At 70.0% G+C, this 15,372-nt stretch carries 13 protein-coding genes; 4 read left to right on the forward strand and 9 right to left on the reverse strand.

The window, feature by feature from the left end; all coding sequences use genetic code 11:
- The 8 genes from ESO86_RS00550 to ESO86_RS00585 form a co-directional block, all read right to left on the reverse strand.
- The coding region (locus tag ESO86_RS00550) for a LacI family DNA-binding transcriptional regulator (RefSeq protein WP_165307183.1) at positions 1–550 on the reverse strand (550 nt) is incomplete at its 3' end.
- Between the two features lie 169 nt (positions 551–719).
- Positions 720–1,967, reverse strand: a complete 1,248-nt coding sequence (locus ESO86_RS00555; protein ID WP_129232954.1) for a glycoside hydrolase family 32 protein — start codon at positions 1,965–1,967, stop codon at positions 720–722.
- 46 nt (positions 1,968–2,013) lie between these two features.
- Positions 2,014–3,030, reverse strand: a complete 1,017-nt coding sequence (locus tag ESO86_RS00560; protein ID WP_129232955.1) for a LacI family DNA-binding transcriptional regulator — start codon at positions 3,028–3,030, stop codon at positions 2,014–2,016.
- A gap of 29 nt (positions 3,031–3,059) precedes the next feature.
- Positions 3,060–3,971 carry a carbohydrate ABC transporter permease gene (locus ESO86_RS00565; RefSeq protein WP_129232956.1) on the reverse strand — a complete coding sequence of 304 codons (912 nt, stop codon included), beginning with the start codon at positions 3,969–3,971 and terminating at the stop codon, positions 3,060–3,062.
- Positions 3,968–4,849 (reverse strand): carbohydrate ABC transporter permease, encoded by an 882-nt coding sequence (locus tag ESO86_RS00570; protein WP_129232986.1) that lies wholly within the window; start codon positions 4,847–4,849, stop codon positions 3,968–3,970. The genes ESO86_RS00565 and ESO86_RS00570 overlap by 4 nt, the downstream gene beginning before the upstream one ends.
- 94 nt (positions 4,850–4,943) lie before the next feature.
- Positions 4,944–6,296 (reverse strand): ABC transporter substrate-binding protein, encoded by a 1,353-nt coding sequence (locus ESO86_RS00575; protein WP_422836462.1) that lies wholly within the window; start codon positions 6,294–6,296, stop codon positions 4,944–4,946.
- A gap of 59 nt (positions 6,297–6,355) precedes the next feature.
- Positions 6,356–7,882, reverse strand: a complete 1,527-nt coding sequence (locus tag ESO86_RS00580; protein ID WP_129232958.1) for a glycoside hydrolase family 32 protein — start codon at positions 7,880–7,882, stop codon at positions 6,356–6,358.
- A gap of 167 nt (positions 7,883–8,049) precedes the next feature.
- A complete protein-coding gene (locus tag ESO86_RS00585; RefSeq protein WP_129232959.1) occupies positions 8,050–8,916 on the reverse strand; it encodes an AraC family transcriptional regulator in 867 nt (288 codons plus the stop codon).
- A gap of 128 nt (positions 8,917–9,044) precedes the next feature.
- On the opposite strand from ESO86_RS00585, the gene ESO86_RS00590 reads away from it, so the two are divergent.
- On the forward strand, positions 9,045–10,070 hold the full coding sequence (locus tag ESO86_RS00590) for an LLM class flavin-dependent oxidoreductase (RefSeq protein WP_129232960.1): 1,026 nt from the start codon (positions 9,045–9,047) through the stop codon (positions 10,068–10,070).
- 10 nt (positions 10,071–10,080) lie between these two features.
- On the opposite strand, the gene ESO86_RS00595 is transcribed toward ESO86_RS00590, so the two are convergent.
- Positions 10,081–11,130 carry a LacI family DNA-binding transcriptional regulator gene (locus ESO86_RS00595; RefSeq protein WP_165307177.1) on the reverse strand — a complete coding sequence of 350 codons (1,050 nt, stop codon included), beginning with the start codon at positions 11,128–11,130 and terminating at the stop codon, positions 10,081–10,083.
- Positions 11,131–11,289: 159 nt separating this feature from the next.
- On the opposite strand from ESO86_RS00595, the gene ESO86_RS00600 reads away from it, so the two are divergent.
- The 3 genes from ESO86_RS00600 to ESO86_RS00610 are packed head-to-tail and all read left to right on the forward strand — an operon-like array spanning position 11,290 to position 15,327.
- Positions 11,290–12,804 carry an APC family permease gene (locus tag ESO86_RS00600; protein WP_165307179.1) on the forward strand — a complete coding sequence of 505 codons (1,515 nt, stop codon included), beginning with the start codon at positions 11,290–11,292 and terminating at the stop codon, positions 12,802–12,804.
- Complete coding sequence (locus ESO86_RS00605) at positions 12,801–14,432, forward strand: amidohydrolase (protein WP_129232963.1); 1,632 nt, start codon at positions 12,801–12,803, stop codon at positions 14,430–14,432. The genes ESO86_RS00600 and ESO86_RS00605 overlap by 4 nt, the downstream gene beginning before the upstream one ends.
- Before the next feature lie 43 nt (positions 14,433–14,475).
- Positions 14,476–15,327: a MerR family transcriptional regulator gene (locus ESO86_RS00610; protein ID WP_242492130.1), complete on the forward strand. Its 852-nt coding sequence runs from the start codon at positions 14,476–14,478 to the stop codon at positions 15,325–15,327.
- Positions 15,328–15,372: the final 45 nt, after the last annotated feature.

The raw sequence follows: 15,372 nt of genomic DNA on the forward strand, positions 1-15,372 counted from the left end.
CGCGACCCCGCGTCGCGGGCGAGTCGTCGACCGTCGTCGCCGCGGCGATGCGGCGATGACCTGCGGCGAGCAGCCGCTCCACCGCCGTGACGGCCACCCCCACCTCGTCGGGCGCGATGGCCGGCACCCGCCAGCCGGGCTCGGGGACGGCGTCGACGAGGACCACCGGGACCCCGGCGACATCGTGCGGTTCGGCGACCGACTGGTGGAACATCCGGGCGAGCAGGATGCCGTCGACCCGCTGATCGACGAAGGACCGGAGCAGCCTCGACTCGTGCTCACCGTCACCGCCGGAGTCGGCGACGACCAGCAGGAGCCCGTGCTCACGGGCGACATCCTGCGCGCCCTCGATGATGCGTCCGGCGAACGGCGTCGTCGCGATCCGGTCGCTCGCCAGGCCGATCACCCCAGTGCGCCGGAGTCGGAGCCCACGCGCCTCGCGGTTGGGCGCGTAGCCCAGGATGGCCGCCGCACGGAGCACGCGCTCGCGGGTCTCGGGCGCCACGGTCCGGGTGCCGGAGAACGCGTGCGACACCGTGGTGGGCGACACGCCCGCGGCTCGCGCCACGGCCGCGATGCCCGGTCTGGGGCGCGTGAGGTCGCGCTCGTCTCCGGATCCGCTCAGCGTCAGGCCTCCTGCTCCGTCCCGCTTCCCTCCCGACGGTAGATCATGGCCGACCATGCCACGAATCCGACCGCGCCCCAGCGACCGCCGTGCCTCAGCCGCGGCCGTGACGCCGCAACGGGAACACGCCGAGCGTGCCCGTGGAGGCGCTGACCTGCAGCGCATCACCGGTCGGATGGAGCGTCGCAGCGAACAGGCCCGCCGGAGACGAGAGCTCGAGCACGGTCCCGTCGATGATGATGCGAAGCCGATCCGAAGCGGGCACGGTCCACTCGTCGTCGCCGATCGTCACGACCGCGGACCCGGCGGCGCGGACGACCCGGAGCAGGCGATCCGACCCGCATGAGACGCTCAGGTCGCCGTCGGCGGCATCCCATTCGACGTCGGCGGCGAGTCCTGCGACCCGGCCGTCGACGGCCGGGTCGCCGCGGTGTGCGGCCACGTCCGGGTGGGGCGCCGCCACGAGGGCACCGTTCGACGCCGAGAGCCGGTAGGGAACGCTGTGCGCCCCCGCCCAACCTGCCTGCTCGTCCGCGACGCCGCGGATCCAGAACGAGAGGCACGGCCGGCCCTGCGCGTCGAAGAAGAGGGATGGCGCGTAGAAGCCCTCGCCGTAGGTCATGCGCCCCCAACCCGCGACGTCGAAGCGCCCGTCCCGGTACGCGCCGACCGCGTAGCCGGCGTAGTGCAGCACGTCGGCATCCCACACCGACGAGACCATCACGTCTACCCCATCGACCTGGAAGAACTGCGGGCATTCCCAGAGCGCGCCCATCCAGACCGGCTCGCGCTCGCTCGTCGAACGAGCGAGCGCCACCCCGTCGTACGTCCACGATCGCAGGTCCGGCGACGTCCAGGCCAGCGCCATCGCGGTGCCGTCACGGTGGGCGGCGCCGACGAACATGCGCCAGCCGGATGCTTCGCGCCGGACGAAGGGGTCGCGGAACGCGATGAGGTCGAGCCCGTCGGGAGCCTCGACCACGACGTCGCCCTTCCGCCACTCGAGCCAGTCCGCGTCGACCGGATGGGCCGCGCGGATGCGGCCGATCCCGAAGTCCGGAACCGACGTCGCGGTGTAGAAGATCACCGTCTCATCGCCGTCGACCACGAGGCATCCGGTCCAGATGCCGTCATCGCCGTCGCCCGGCGCGATCGCCACCGACGTCTCCGTCAGCGACAGCAGGTCGGGTCCGGTCGCGTGGCCCCAGTGGCAGTTCGGCGACCACGACGTGCGGTCGGGCACGTACTGGAAGAACGCGTGGTATTCGCCGTCGCGATAGGTGATCCCGTGCGGGTCGTTGATCCAGCCGCTCCGTGCGGTGAAGTGGAGGTTCGGTCTCATCTCGGGCTCACGTCGTGCCGAAGCGGCGGAGGATTGCATGCAGCAGTCAGACGGACGAGCGGATCACCGGCGGACACGCGACGGCGAGCCTGCCGCCATCCGGCACGGGCTCGAGGCCGAGCAGCAGGCGAACCCCGAGCACGCCGAGCTCGTAGTGCGGAAGCGCGACCGTCGTGAGCGGCGGGCGCAGGTGGGCCGCGATGACCTCCTGGTTGTCGAAGCCGACGACCGCGACATCCGACGGGATCGAGAGGCCGCGGTCTCGCAGGCCGTCGTAGAGCCCCATGGCGACGCGGTCGTTGTGGCAGAAGACGGCGGTCGCGCCCGTGGCGAGGACGGCCCCGGTCACGTCGTAGCCGCCCTCCTGCTCCGGGCGAGCGTCGAAGACGAGCGTCTCGTCGAAGGGAATGCCCGCGGCGTCGAGCGCCTCACGGTACCCCCGGAGCCGACCGTCGTGCGCCGGAGACGGCGTGGTCGTGTTGACGATGGCGATGCGCCGATGGCCGGCGTCCAGCAGCAGCCGCGTCGCGGAACGCCCGCCCTCCACCTCATCCGGCACGACGGCGGGCGCCTCGCCCGCTTCGGAGAAGCAGTCCACCAGCACGACGTCGGTCTCGAGCAGTGCCCGAGGGATCTCGGCAGCCCGGTGGTACCAGGTCGAGTAGAGGATGCCGCGGACCTTGTGTTCGAGCATCATCCCGATCGCCTCGTCCTCGGCGGCGCGGTTTCCCTCGGTGTTCGCGACGAGCAGCACGTAGCCGTGCTTCCAGGCCTCGTCCTGCGCGCCATGGATGATCTGGCCGGCGAAGGGAGTGGTCGCGATCGCATCGGCGACGAGGCCGATGAACTTCGAGTGGCCGCTCACCAGGTTCTTCGCGAGTGCGTTCGGCCGGTACCCGAGCTCGTCGATGGCCCTGCGCACGCGCTCGCGGGCGGCCTCGCCGATCCGGGCGTTGGGATTGTCGTTCACCACGTGCGAGACCGTCGCCACCGAGACGCCGGCGACCTTCGCGACATCCCGCATCGTCACCGGATGGGACGACCGCCCGTTCTCGGCCGTCATCGGCCGCTCCGCCTTCGGATTCGCATCCGTCATCCCTTCGTGGCCCCGCTCTCCAGACCGTAGATCATCGCCTTGTTCAACACGAGGAAGACGAGCAGCAACGGCGTGATCGTGACGCAGACGGCGGCGAACGTCGCCGTCCAGTCGACGTTGCCCATCGCGCCGATGTAGTTCTGCAGCCCCAGCGGGATCGTCTTCAGGCCGTCGGAGAGCACGAACGTGTTGGCGAAGATGAAGTCGTTCCAGATGAAGATGCTGTTGACGAGCACGACCGTCACGATGGTGTTCACCGACAGCGGGAAGGTGATCTGGCCGAAGATCCGGTACGGCCCGGCACCGTCGATCGACGCCGCCTCATATGTCTCGCGCGGGATGTACTCGTAGAACGACGAGAACAGGTAGATCGACATCGGCAACGAGAACGCCGCCAGCGGGATGATCATCGACTGGTAGGTGTCGAGCAGGTCGACGGAGGAGTAGTCGATGAACAGCGGCACGAGGGCGATCTGCACCGGCACGATGATGCCGATGAGGAACAGCGCGCGCACGAACCGGCTCAGCCGGAATCCGAGGACCTGGAGCGCATACGCGGCCATCATGCCGAGGAGCACGATGAGCAGGTTCGACCCCAGCGTGACGATGAGGCTGTTCAGGATGTTGAGGCCGAGGTTCCCCGTCTCGAACGCGCGAACGTAGTTGTCGAAGGTGATCTCGGTCGGCAGGGCGAACGGGTTGCCGCTCGCGAAGTCCTGCTCGGTGCGGATGCTGGTGATGAACAGCCATGCGAGCGGGTAGACCTGCACGACCACGATGAGCCAGATGACGACGCTCGCGAGCGTGCGGTGCACGTTCAGGCGTTGACGACGCCGTGGCGACGCCGGTCGCGACGACTCGGGCGTCGTCGACGGCCCGGATGCCGGGGAGAGAACGGTGGCGGTCATGCGTCGGCCTTCCGTCGGAGCAGGAGGATGATGAGCCCGACCGCGATGAGGCACTCCACGACGATGAACACCGAGATGGTGCTGGCGTACCCGTAGTCGGTGTGCGTGAACGCGGTCTTGTACATGTAGGTGGTGAGCAGCTCGGACGCCTGCCCGGGGCCGCCGTTGGTGAGCAGGTAGGGGATGTCGAAGCCGCGCAGCGCGTACGTGCTCGCCATGATCGTGGTGGTGATCCAGACCGGGCGGATGTAGGGGAAGCGGATCTTGGTGAACACCTGCCACCAGTTCGCGCCGTCGAGGCGGGCGGCCTCCTCGAGCTCCTGCGGCACGGCGAGGAGTGCGGCGTAGATGATCAGCATGTACAGCCCCGTGAATCGCCATCCCTCCGGGATGGAGACCGCGGCGAGCACGGTGTCGACGTCGGACAGCCACGCCTGCTGCAGCCCTTCGAGGCCGACCCAGGCGAGCAGCTGGTTGAGCAGCCCGACCGGCTCGAGCGAGTAGATCCGCTGGAACAGGAACGCGATGGCGACCGTCGAGATGACCGCCGGGAGCAGGTAGAGGGTCTTCACGACCTCTCGGCCGCGCCGCAGCGATATGAGCAGGCTCGCGACGACGAGCGCGCCGCCGAGCTGCAGGATCAGGCAGATCGCGAGGTAGCCGAGCGAGTTGGAGAACGCCGTCCAGAAGACGTCGTCGCCGACGAACATGCGGGCGTAGTTGTCGAACCCGACGAAGCGCAGCGAGGTGATGCCGTCCCAGTCGAAGAAGCTGAGGAACAGCGACTGCAGGATCGGCAGCAGCACGGCCACGCCGTAGAGCAGCAGCGGCGGGATCAGGAAGACGAGGACGGAGGTCTTCGACCGGCTGGGGAGCATCGAGGTGCTCATGGGTGCCTCTCACTCGGATGGGTGGTCGGGATGGATGCGGTGGGGGCCGGGTGGGGGCCGCCCTCGCCCCCACCGCATCGGTTCACTCGAATGCGGCGGGACCGTTGCGCGCGATCGTGGCGTCCATCGTCTCGATGAACTCGTCGGGCGTGATCTCGCCCTGCACGAGGAGGGTCAGCTCCTGCTGCAGTCGCGTGTTGGACGCGGGGTCGAGCTGCGTGTCCCACGGCATCGCGATCTTCTCGCCGACGCCGTCCGCCTGCTCGACCGCGCGCTGGTACAGGGGCGTCGCGTTGTCGGGGATGGTGGTCTCGACGTTCGACGTGGGCGACAGCGCGCCGGTCGTGGCGTAGACCTCGGGGTAGCGCTCGAGGGCGAAGGCGAGGAAGTCGCGCACGAGCGGGTCGAACGTCTTCGCGCTGACCGCCATGCCGATGCCCGACGGGGTCACGTACTCGTTCTCCGCGGTCACCGCATCCGGGGTCATCGGCAGCGTGAAGTAGTCGATGTCGTCGCGCACGCCCGCGTCGAGGTTCTCGGTGGCGAGGTTCGCGAGCTCCCAGGTGCCGATGTTGTACACGGCGGCCTTGCCCGACGTAAAGAGGGCCTGCGCGTCGGCGTACCCCGTCGAGGAGAAGCCCTCGGCGAAGCATCCGGCCTCGCCCAGTGAGTGGAGCCACTCGACCGCGGCCTCGCCGTCGGGGTCGGCGAACGCCGCGTCGCCTCGCTTCAGCTCCTGCACGTACTCAGGGCCGGCGGTGCGGAACGGGTGGTACGCCATGTAGCGCTCGAGCGGCCACTGGTCCTGCCCGTCGAGGGCGATCGGCGTGACGCCCGAGGCGCGGAGCGCCTCGCACATCGCCGGGAAGTCGTCGAGCGACTCGGGGACCTCGACGCCGGCCTCCTCGAACAGGGCCGTGTTGTACCAGAAGAACTCGAGTTGGAACTCGAACGGGATCATGTACAGCGAGCCGTCGTCGAACCGCTGGTAGTTCAGCGCTGCCGGGCGGTAGTCGTCGTACAGGTCGAGGTCCTTCAGGAGCGCCTCGGCGTCGATCATGCGGCCCTGGTCGGCCAGCTTCTTCGCGAACGGCGTCGCGTCGGTGTCGAAGAGCTCGGGCAGCTTGTTCGCCGCCGCGAGGGTCTCGTACTTCTGGATGTAGGAGGGCCGGTCGGGCGTGGTGATGAGGTTCAGCGAGAAGCCCGGGTGCTCCTCGGCGTACTCGTCGGCGATCTGCTGCATGGCCGTGATCACGCCGCCGTCGGCCGGTCGCGAGAGCAGCCACGAGATCTCGCGCGGCTGGATCTCGCCCTCGGGGTCGATCTCGCCGGTCGCTGCGGGGGCGCCGCCGGAGCAGCCGCTGAGCACGAGGGCGACGGATGCCGCGGCGGCTACCGCCGCGGCCCTGATGCGGATGTGCGTCATGTCGTTCATCTCCATTGATTGAAGCCGGAATCGGGGGGAATGTGTTCAGTTGTCGGGTGGTGCGTCGTTCAGGTCGTGGCCGCCGCGACGAACGCGGCGGTACCGGACTCGTCGACCTCGGGCTCCGGGTCGGGACGGGTGCCGACGCGGCATCCCGTCACGACCGCGGAGCCCTCGCCGACGAACAGTCCCAGCCGACCTGCAGGGCGGTCGTAGAGCCGGGTACTGAGGCTGACCCGGCCGTCGAGCACCGCGACGCAGAGGTCGCCGTCGACGACGACCTCCACCGTGTGCTCGCCGGGCGGAAGGTGGCACGGCCGCTCGAGCTCGATGACGTGCGGCACGTCTCCGGAGACCTCCCACTGGCCGTCCCCGGTGCGTCGCCGGGGCCAGCGGTCGAAGACCATCCGGCCGCGCTTGGGCTCGAGGCGCAGCACGTAGCTCTCGTCGCCATCGGCACTCGCACGCAGGAGGATCCCGCACTCGGTGGTTCCGGGGGCGATGTCGAACGTGGCGGCCGCGTGGAAGGCGCTCGGAAGGTCTTCTCGCGAGATCACGGCCCGATAGCCGTCGTGAGCGTGGAGCGCGATGGGAGCCCCGGCGGACGCCTCGCCCGACCATTCGTCGCGGTCGACCCCGTCGAACTCGAGCACGTGCTCGTCGCCGAACGTCCGGGTGAGCTCGTTCGGCAGCCCGAACGCCAGGGTGCCGTCGGGATTCTGCCGGGCCTCGAGCACCGAGAGCGTGCCGGCCCACAGCCACGGGCCGTCGTCGCGCGCTCCGTCGCGGCTCGCGATCCAGCCGAAGAAGAACCTGCGCCCGTCGCGTTCGGCCGACTTCGCGGCGTAGTACGCACGGCCGTCGAGCGAGTCGTGCTCGGGGACCTGCCACGGCCCGTGGAGGCTGCGCGCCATCCGGTACCTCGTGGTGAACGACTCGGAGAACTCGGAGTAGACGAGGTACCACCAGTCTCCCCACTGGAAGACCTCGGGGCACTCGTGGGTGATGTAGCGGCGCGGGTCCCAGAAGGGCTCGACCGCTTGCCATGCGACGAGGTCGCGCGAGACGCACTGCGCGATCACGCCGCGGCGTCGCTCGGGACCGCCGACATGGCGCGCGGCGATGAGCATGCGCCAGAGACCGGCCTCCTCGTCGCGGAAGACGAAGGGGTCTCGCCAGTCGGCCGTCTCGTACCCGATCGGCGCGCCGAACGTGTGCTCGGGATGGCGCTGCCACGTCGCCATGCCGTCGACGCTGGTCGCGTGCATGACCAGCTGGAGCGGCAGCCCGTCGTCGCCGAGGTGGCGCGGGTTCTGCCCCGTGTAGAAGAGGTGGTGCACGCCGCCGGCGTCGCGGACGATGCTGCCGGTGTAGGCGTTGAAGTCCGAATCGTCGGCCTCGCCGGCTGCGAGCGCGACGCCCCGGTCGTCGAACCGAACGAGGTCGGTCGTGGTGATGAGGTTCCACGGGGTGCCCGGCTTCGGGGTGCGGCGAACCTCGTGCAGGTAGAAGAGGTGGAAGACACCGTCCTCCTGCCAGGGGATGACGTCTCCGACCCAGGCGTCGGTCGGGCGGAAGAAGACGGGCTCAGTCATCGGCGGTGATGTCCTTTGGTTAAGCGTTTGACCAAGACGATAACACGGCCTGAGCGCCTTGGTCAATCGTTTGATCACGCTTCCGGACTGATGCGATGCGGTGCGGACGGCGAGCGGGCACGCGCCACTGCGCGCGGCCGAGCCATCCGCACCGCCCCTGGGTCTCGTCAGGCCCGCTCGACCGGCAACCACAGTTCGGTGGTCGCGGTGCTGAAGTCCTCGGCACGCTCGAGCACGGCGACCATCGACGGGCCGGGTCGGAGCCGCCACGGGTTCGACGGGAACCAGTCGGCGGCGGTCGCCGCCCACGTGGCCTGAAGCGCGGCGGGGTACGGCCCCGACGTGCGGAACACCGCCCAGGTTCCGGCCGGGACCTCGATCGCGTCCAGGCCCTCGGGCGAGTCCGTGCCCTCGGAGACGGCGACGCCGTGGAGGTAGGTCAGTTCGCTGCCCTCGGCGTAGTCGGGGTCGACGTCGTCGCTGACCTGCAGCAGCCCCGTCGGGTCGGTGTCGCCGAGCGCCTTGAGCCGCCCGTGCTCCTCCGGCGGCAGGGAGGCGATGTGCGCCTGGATGTGCGGGTTCGGTCCGTCGTGGATGAGCGGCACGCGCGCGGCGTGGCCCACGAGTCGGAAGGCCGGTCGGTCGACGATGCGAGTGTCCATGGTGGTGTTCCCTTCGATGGTCAGGCGGAACCTGAGCTGCGGTTGACTGCGAAGGGGGCCGCCGTCTCGGCGCACGTCACCGGGGCCGACGCCGTGCACCGCGCGGAACGCGCGAGTGAAGGCCTCGGTCGACCCGTACCCGAAGCGCACCGCGACATCCAGCAGGTCGCGGCCCTCGAGCACGTCGGATGCCGCGACGGTCATCCGCCGCCGCCGGATGTACTCCGACAACGGCATGCCGGCGAGCGACGAGAACATCCGGCGCAGGTGGTACTCCGTCGTGCCGACGTCGCTCGCCACGCCGCCGAGGTCGATCTCGCCGGCGAGGTGCTCCTCGACGACCTCGACGAGCCGGTTCAACGCTCCGATCACGGCGACCCCCTTTCGACCTCCAGCCTGCTCATCGCGCAGGGAACGGACCCGACTATCGTGGTCCGATTCGATCGCGCCCGCCGACCCCACGACGGAATGCCTCGCCGCGCCCAGCGTTGGATCCCTGTATGAAGCGCATCGGTTTCCTCTCGTTCGGCCACTGGTCGAACTCCCCCGGTTCGAAGACGCGATCGGCGTCCGACGTGCTGCTGCAGTCGATCGACCTGGCGGTCGCGGCCGAGGAGGTCGGCGCCGACGGCGCGTACTTCCGCGTGCACCACTACGCGAACCAGCTCGCCAGCCCGTTCCCCTTGCTCGCGGCGGCGGGAGCGAAGACGAGTCGCATCGAGCTCGGCACGGGCGTGATCGACATGCGCTACGAGAACCCGCTGTACATGGCCGAGGATGCCGCCGCCGCCGACCTCATCGCGGGCGGCCGGCTGCAGCTCGGCGTCTCGCGGGGGTCACCCGAGCAGGTCATCGACGGCTACCGCTACTTCGGCTACGAGGCGCCCGAGGGATCGACCATGGCCGACGTCGCACGCAACAACACCGGGGTGTTCCTCAAGGTCATCGACGGTGCACGGTTCGCCGAGCCGAACCCGCGCCCCATGTTCCCGAACCCGCACCCGGGGCCGCTCGGCATCCAGCCGCAGTCGCCCGGCCTGCGCGACCGCATCTGGTGGGGCGCCGGCTCCGACTCGACCGCCGTGTGGGCAGCCGAGCAGGGCATGAACCTCATGAGCTCGACGCTCAAGGAGGACGAGTCGGGCGAGCCCTTCCACGTGCAGCAGCGCAAGCAGATCGAGGCGTACCGCGCCGCCTGGGCCGAGGCCGGGCACGAGCGCGAGCCGCGCGTCTCGGTGAGCCGCTCGATCTTCGCCATCGTGAACGACATGGACCGCGCCTACTTCGGCGGCGGCCAGCGCGACGAGTCCGACCAGTTCGGCGTGATCGACGACTTCCGCGCCGTCTTCGGCCGCAGCTACGCCGCCGAACCCGATGTGCTCATCGAGCAGCTGCGCGAGGACGAGGCGATCGCCGCCGCCGACACCCTGCTGCTCACCGTGCCCAACCAGCTCGGCGTCGACTACAACGCGCACGTGCTCGAGTCGCTCCTCACGCACGTGGCGCCGGCGCTCGGGTGGCGGTGAGCGGCGGCCGTCAGGGAACCTGATCGGCGGCGGCGTCCCCGCGCTGCCGGGTCGAGCCGCGCTCGTGGTACGCGAGGTCGAACGTCTCGACGATGGTCGCCACTGCACCCGCCTCCGCCGCGGGCGGGGGCCCTTCGAGCAGCGAGACCAGCAGGTCACCGGCGCGGCGACCGGCCTCGCGGGGCCGCAGGTCCAGGGCGCTGATGGGCGGCTGCACGATCGGCAGCGTCGCGCCGTCGACGTAGGAGACGATCTGGATGTCGTCCGGCACGGCGTGGCCGAGTTCCTGCAGGGTCGAGAGGATGCCGACGCCGAGGCCATCGGGCACGCAGACGATGGCGTCGACGTCGGGTCGGGCCGCCATGAGCCCGTCGACGATGCGGCGCAGCTCGGTCGCGCTCGGCACGCCGACGAGGGGCAGGAACGAGAGCTCGATCGCCTGCTCCTGGGACCAGGCGGCTGCGGCCTCGTGCACGGCCTGCACCCACATCTGGTCGATGTCGGGGATGAGGACCACGATCTTGGCGACGCCGCCGTCGCGCAGCCGGTCGAGGAGCAGTCGGGTCGCGGCGGCGTGGTCGGCCATCACCGAGGCGGTCGGTTCCGGCATGCCCGGCGGCACGAGCTCCGAGGTGACGACCGGCTTCCCGGTGGTGAGGATGGCCCGGGCGAGCGTGTCCTCGCTGTCGACGTCGGCCATCACGAAGCCGTCGACGTGCAGGCTGCGTGCCCTCTCGGGTGGGAAGTCCCCGGGGATCAGCGAGACGGTGAGCTCGCGGTCGTTGGTCGCCTCGACCACGCCGAAGGTGAAGTTCATGTAGTAGTCCATGAAGCGCAGGCCCTGCGGCAGCCAGAGGCCGATCGAGCCGGCGCGCGCGCGGCGGAGGTTCCTCGCGCCGCTGTTCGTGGTGAAGTTCAGCTCCGCGGCCACCGCGGCGACTCGAGCACGCGTCTCAGCCGAGACGCGACCCCCGCCGGAGAGCGCCCGCGAGGCGGTTCCCCGGGAGACTCCCGAGCGGTCGGCGACATCCTGCAGCGTCGGCGGGCGTGTGGCGACCATCGGATGCCTCCCCTCCTCGGTCGATCCTAACGATCGATCCCACGGCGAGGACAGATTTGCACAATCGATTGTGCATTTGCCGGAAGTGATGCAGACTCGGCTCATTCACCCCGCATCGTCCCGACGCGTTCGGGTCGGCATTCAACGAAGGAGTTGCTCGTGACGCTGGATTCGTCCCTCCTCGACGACACCCCCAAGGCCGGCGGGCTCAAGGCCGCCGCACTCGGAACATGGGGCGTCGTCTTCCTCGTCATCTCGGCCGCCGCGCCGCTCAGCGTGCTCGCGGGCGTCGGACCGCTCGCCGTGCTCATCGGCGGCGTCTCCGCGCCGCTCGTCTACGCGATCGCCGGCGTGGTCCTCGCCGTGTTCTCGATCGGCTTCCTCTTCACCGCCCGCAACCTCAAGCCCATGGGCGGCTTCTACACCTACATCGCGGTCGGCCTCGGCAAGATCGTCGGCCTCGGCGCCGGGTTCCTCGCGTGGGCGTCGTACAACCTGCTGCAGATCGGGTTGTGGGGCCTCTTCGGCGTCATGGCCGAGGGCATGCTGGCGCAGGTCTTCGGCATCCAGATGCCTTGGTACGTCGTCGCGGTCATCGGCGCGGTGCTGGTGTTCGGCCTCGCGGCCGCAGGGGTGGATGTCGGTGCCCGGGTGCTCGGCGTCCTGCTGGTGCTCGAGACGATCCTGCTCGCGATCCTGGCCTTCGGGATCCTGAGCCAGCGCGCCGGGGACCTCGGGTTCGCGACCTTCGCGCCGGAGAACGTGTTCACGCCGAGCATGTTCGCCATCCTCGGCTTCGGGTTCGCCGCCTTCATGGGCTTCGAGTCGACCGTGCTGTATCGCAACGAGACCCGCAACCCCACCCGCACCATCCCGCGCGCGACGTACATCGCGGTGGCGTTCCTGGCGCTGTTCTACACCGGCACGCTGTGGCTCGTCATCCAGGCCTTCGGCGACGCTGCGGTGCAGGGCGTCATCGCCGAAGACCCTGCCGCCTTCTTCTTCATCGCCATGGGACAGTACGTGGGCGAGTGGGGCGTCGCGGTGATGTTCGTGCTGATCGTGTCGAGCATCTTCGCCGGGCAGCTCGCCTTCCACAATGCGATCAACCGGTACAGCTTCGCGCTCTCGCGCGACGGCATCCTGCCGCCCCTGTTCAAGCGCACGAACCGCACGGGTTCGCCCTGGGTCGCTGGCCTGATCCAGTCCGTCGTCGCGATCGCGGTCGTGATCGCGTTCGGAGCAGCCGGCCTCGACCCGCTCACCCAGCTGCTCATCCTCGTGAACTCGCCCGGCGTGTACGGCATCATCACGCTGCAGCTGCTGGCCTCCGTCGCGGTGCTGATCTTCATCCTGAAGAACCGCCAGTTGGAGCGGAAGTGGTACGTGCTTCCGGCGGCGATCTTCTCGATCGTGTCGATGACCGGGCTGCTCGCCGTGCTCGTGGCGACGATCGACTACCTCACCGCGGCGGGCCCCGCCATCAACGCGATCATCCTCGCGGTCGTGCCGCTCATCCTCGTCGGGGGCGCCGTCTACGCCATGGTGCTCCGGTCGAACCGTCCGGACGTCTACGCCCGCATCGGCGGCGCGGAACAGCCGGTCGGCGAGCCGGCCGGTGCCGACGAAGCCGGCGCGCAGCCGGTCGGCAGCGAGCACGTCGAGGCGCGATGAGCACCGCCACGACCGCAGACCTCGTCATCCTGGGCGGCCGCGTCATCACCATGACCGGCGAGCCCCCCGCGCCCGAGGAGACGAGCGGCGTCGCGGTCGCCGATGGCCGGGTCACCGGCATCGACGGCCGCGAGAGCCTCGAGCGTTTCATCGGCGAGACCACGACGGTGATCGAACTGCCCGGTGGGGTCATCATGCCGGGCTTCGTCGACAGCCACATCCACCCCGTGCTCGGCCTGGACCTCACGCGCGGCGCGGACCTCTCCGGATGCCGCACGCTCGACGACATCCGGGCCCGCCTCGCCGCCGAGCTCGACACGCTCCGCGACGGCGACTGGCTCCTCGGCTGGGGGCTCGACCCGAATGCGTTCGAGGGTCGCGAGATCACGGGCCGCGTGCTCGACGAGATCGCGGGCGACCGCCCCGCGTTCATCCGGATGTTCGACGCGCACGCCGCCGTGGCATCCGCTCGGGCCCTCGAGCTGGCCGGCGTCGACGGCGGCGAGCGGTTCACCGACGGTTCGCGGGTCGTGACGGATGCCGCGGGCCGGCCGACCGGGTACCTGCTCGAGATGCAGGCGCTCGGGCTGGTCCTGCCGCTGATCCCCGAGCTCACCTTCGAGCAGAAGGCCGACGAGCTCTACGAGGTGCTCGCGCGGATGGCGCGTGCCGGGTTCACGTCAGGTCAGGTGCAGGATCTCGCGCCCGACGCGATCGAGCTGCTGCAGCACCTCGAGCGGACTCGCGAGCTGCCGATCCGCCTGCGGATGTCGCCGTGGTTCGAGCCCGGCACCGCGGTCGAGGAGGTCGACCGGCTCGCAGCGCTCCAGGGTCGCCGCGGGCGCCGGTGGGTCGTCGAGGGCGTGAAGCTCATGATCGACGGCACCGTCGACAACGGCACGGCGTGGTTGCACGAGCCCGACTGCTTCGGCGAGTCGACGGCATCCCTGTGGCTCGAGCCCGAGCAGTACCGCGAGGCGCTCACCGAGCTCGACCGCCGCGGCATCCCGACCACCACGCACGCGATCGGCGACGCCGGCATCGACTTCGTCGCGCGCGCGATCGCGAGGCTGCCCCACCGCAACGCGACGCACCGCATCGAGCACATCGAGACCATGACGGATGACACGCTCGAGCTCTTCCGTTCGGCCGGCATCATGGCGAGCATGCAGCCGACCCACTGCACGCTCTTCACGAAGGCCGACGGCAGCGACAACTGGTCCATCCGGCTCGGCGAGGAGCGCGCGGGTCGCGGGTTCCGCACCGCTGACCTCGTTCGGGCCGGGGTGCCGCTCGCACTCGGGTCGGACTGGCCGGTCGCGCCGTGCGACGCGGTCGGCATACTCGCCGACGCCGTGCTTCGGCGTCCGCACGACGACCCTGCCGCGACGCCCGTGCGCCCGGACCAGGCGCTCGACGCGGTCGACGCGCTGCGCGGATTCACCACCCATCCGTACACGACCGTCGGGCAGCGCGGCGGGGTGCTCGAGGTCGGCGCCGTCGCCGACCTCACCGTCCTCGACGTCGACCCGCTCACCGTCGATGCCGACGAGCTCGGGCGCGCACGGGTGCTCCTGACGCTCGTCGACGGTCTGGTCGTCGCGGATGCCGCGGTGGAGGCGCACTGATCCGTCTCATGTCGCGCCGACGGTGTCGCTTGACCCTCACACTGTGTCATGGTCGAACGTGGTCTCCACCATGTACACCATCGGAGAATTCGCCGCATTCGGACGCGTGAGCGTGCGGATGCTGCGCCATTACGACGCGATCGGGCTGCTCGAGCCGGCGCACGTCGACGAGCACAGCGGGTACCGCCGGTACTCGAGTGCCCAGCTGCAGCGGTTGCTGCGGATCGTCGAACTGCGCGGCTACGGGATCAGCCTCGACCGCATCGCGGTGGCGCTCGCCGGCGACGAGGTCGGGGGTCTGCACGACGCTCTGGCCGAGCGTCGCGCCGAGCTCGCGGCATCCGTCGCCGACGAAACCGCACGGCTCGCACGACTGGAGCGGCGACTCCGACTCCTCGAAGGAACAGAGACCATGAGCGACACCATCGAATACCGCACCGTCGAGCCCGTCACCGTCTACGCGACCAGCACGGTCGCGCACGGGATGGGTCCCGAGAACGTCGGTCCCGTCGTGGGCCCCGCGATCGCCCGGCTCGACGACGCGCTGACCTCCGCCGGCCGGCCCCTCATCGAGCCGGGCATCTTCTGGTACGAACCGATCGAGGGCAGCGACGACCTCACGGTGCACGTGTCGTACACGGCCGAGCCCGAACCGCAGCCGGGCGAGGGCTACGACGTCGTGACGCTGCCCGCCATCGCGACGATGGCCACGTTGATCCACCGCGGCGACATGACCGGCATCGGGCAATCGTGGAGCACGCTGGTGGACGGCATCGTCGCCGAGGGGTACCGGATCACCGGGCCCACTCGCGAGGTCTACGTCGTGGCCGACGGGCACGAGCCCAGCCCCGACTGGGTGACCGAGCTGCAGGCACCAGTCGAGCGCGAGGCCTGAGCCCCGCCCGCGTTCGGTTCCCATTCCCGGCCAGGGCTGGCATCA

The organism is Agromyces binzhouensis (assembly GCF_004135055.1).
Taxonomy (GTDB): domain Bacteria; phylum Actinomycetota; class Actinomycetes; order Actinomycetales; family Microbacteriaceae; genus Agromyces; species Agromyces binzhouensis.